At 51.4% G+C, this 2,762-nt stretch carries 1 rRNA gene; it reads left to right on the forward strand.

The window, feature by feature from the left end:
- Nucleotides 1-2,721, forward strand: a 23S ribosomal RNA gene (locus L976_RS00065); the annotation flags it as partial.
- Between the last annotated feature and the right edge of the window lie 41 nt (nt 2,722-2,762).

A 2,762-nucleotide genomic window follows, 5' to 3' on the forward strand; every position in this document is an offset into this window, starting at 1 on the left:
GAGGCAAACGAGGGGAACTGAAACATCTAAGTACCCTTAGGAAAAGAAATCAACCGAGATTCCCCTAGTAGCGGCGAGCGAACGGGGATTAGCCCTTAAGTCAGAGGGGTGTTAGTGGAATGGTCTGGAAAGTCCAGCGGCACAGGGTGATAGCCCCGTACACGAAAACTAACCTTTGATGAAAACGAGTAAGGCGGGACACGTGATATCCTGTTTGAATATGGGGGGACCATCCTCCAAGGCTAAATACTCCTGACTGACCGATAGTGAACCAGTACCGTGAGGGAAAGGCGAAAAGAACCCCTGTGAGGGGAGTGAAATAGAACCTGAAACCGTATACGTACAAGCAGTGGGAGCGGTTCTTGAGACCGTGACTGCGTACCTTTTGTATAATGGGTCAGCGACTTACGTTTTGTAGCGAGGTTAAGCGAATAGCGGAGCCGTAGGGAAACCGAGTGTTAACTGCGCGTTTAGTTGCAAGGCGTAGACCCGAAACCCGGTGATCTAGCCATGGGCAGGTTGAAGGTTGAGTAACATCAACTGGAGGACCGAACCGACTAATGTTGAAAAATTAGCGGATGACTTGTGGCTGGGGGTGAAAGGCCAATCAAACCGGGAGATATCTGGTTCTCCTCGAAAGCTATTTAGGTAGCGCCTCGAGCGAATACCATTGGGGGTAGAGCACTGTTAAGGCTAGGGGGTCATCCCGACTTACCAACCCTTTGCAAACTCCGAATACCAATGAGTACTACTCGGGAGACAGACGGCGGGTGCTAACGTCCGTCGTCAAAAGGGAAACAACCCAGACCGTCAGCTAAGGTCCCAAAGTGTATGTTAAGTGGGAAACGATGTGGGAAGGCTTAGACAGCTAGGATGTTGGCTTAGAAGCAGCCATCATTTAAAGAAAGCGTAATAGCTCACTAGTCGAGTCGGCCTGCGCGGAAGATGTAACGGGGCTAAACATACCACCGAAGCTACGGGTGCAATTCATTAGAGTTGCGCGGTAGAGGAGCGTTCTGTAAGCCGTTGAAGGTGAAGGGGTAACCCACACTGGAGGTATCAGAAGTGCGAATGCTGACATGAGTAACGATAAAGGGGGTGAAAAACCCCCTCGCCGAAAGACCAAGGGTTCCTGTCCAACGTTAATCGGGGCAGGGTGAGTCGACCCCTAAGGTGAGGCCGAAAGGCGTAATCGATGGGAAACAGATTAATATTTCTGTACTTCCGCTAACTGCGATGGAGAGACGGAGAAGGCTAGGCTAGCGCGGCGTTGGTAGTCCGCGTTTAAGGTGGTAGGTGGGTGACTTAGGCAAATCCGGGTCACTATACACTGAGAGCTGATGACGAGTCCCCAAGGGGATGAAGTAGTTGATGCCATGCTTCCAGGAAAATCTTCTAAGCTTCAGGTTAGCGGGAATCGTACCCCAAACCGACACAGGTGGTCGGGTAGAGAATACCAAGGCGCTTGAGAGAACTCGGCTGAAGGAACTAGGCAAAATGGTACCGTAACTTCGGGAGAAGGTACGCTCTTGTTGGTGATGAGACTTGCTCTCTAAGCTGACGGGAGTCGCAGATACCAGGTGGCTGCAACTGTTTATCAAAAACACAGCACTGTGCAAACTCGCAAGAGGAAGTATACGGTGTGACGCCTGCCCGGTGCCGGAAGGTTAATTGATTGGGTTATCGCAAGAGAAGCTCATGATCGAAGCCCCGGTAAACGGCGGCCGTAACTATAACGGTCCTAAGGTAGCGAAATTCCTTGTCGGGTAAGTTCCGACCTGCACGAATGGCGTAATGATGGCCACGCTGTCTCCAGCCGAGACTCAGTGAAGTTGAAATTGCGGTGAAGATGCCGTATACCCGCGGCTAGACGGAAAGACCCCGTGAACCTTTACTATAGCTTGGCACTGAACATTGACCCTACATGTGTAGGATAGGTGGGAGACTATGAAGTTGGAACGCTAGTTCTGATGGAGTCGTCCTTGAAATACCACCCTTGTAGTGTTGATGTTCTAACTTGGCCCCATTATCTGGGGTAAGGACAGTGCCTGGTGGGTAGTTTGACTGGGGCGGTCTCCTCCCAAAGAGTAACGGAGGAGCACGAAGGTTGGCTAAGTACGGTCGGACATCGTACGGTTAGTGCAATGGCATAAGCCAGCTTAACTGCGAGACAGACACGTCGAGCAGGTACGAAAGTAGGTCATAGTGATCCGGTGGTTCTGAATGGAAGGGCCATCGCTCAACGGATAAAAGGTACTCCGGGGATAACAGGCTGATACCGCCCAAGAGTTCATATCGACGGCGGTGTTTGGCACCTCGATGTCGGCTCATCACATCCTGGGGCTGAAGTCGGTCCCAAGGGTATGGCTGTTCGCCATTTAAAGTGGTACGCGAGCTGGGTTCAGAACGTCGTGAGACAGTTCGGTCCCTATCTGCCGTGGGCGTTGGATGATTGAGGGGAGTTGCTCCTAGTACGAGAGGACCGGAGTGAACGAACCGCTGGTGTTCGGGTTGTCATGCCAATGGCATTGCCCGGTAGCTATGTTCGGAATCGATAACCGCTGAAAGCATCTAAGCGGGAAGCGAGCCCCAAGATGAGTCATCCCTTGGACTATAAGTCCACTAAAGAGCCGTTCGAGACTAGGACGTTGATAGGTCAGGTGTGTAAGCGTTGTGAGGCGTTGAGCTAACTGATACTAATGACTCGAGAGGCTTAACCATACAACCCAGATGGGTTTTGCTAAGTAGCACTTAGACGAATA

Origin of the sequence: Shewanella sp. ZOR0012, from assembly GCF_000798835.1 — a bacterium.
Taxonomy (GTDB): Bacteria; Pseudomonadota; Gammaproteobacteria; order Enterobacterales; family Shewanellaceae; genus Shewanella; species Shewanella xiamenensis.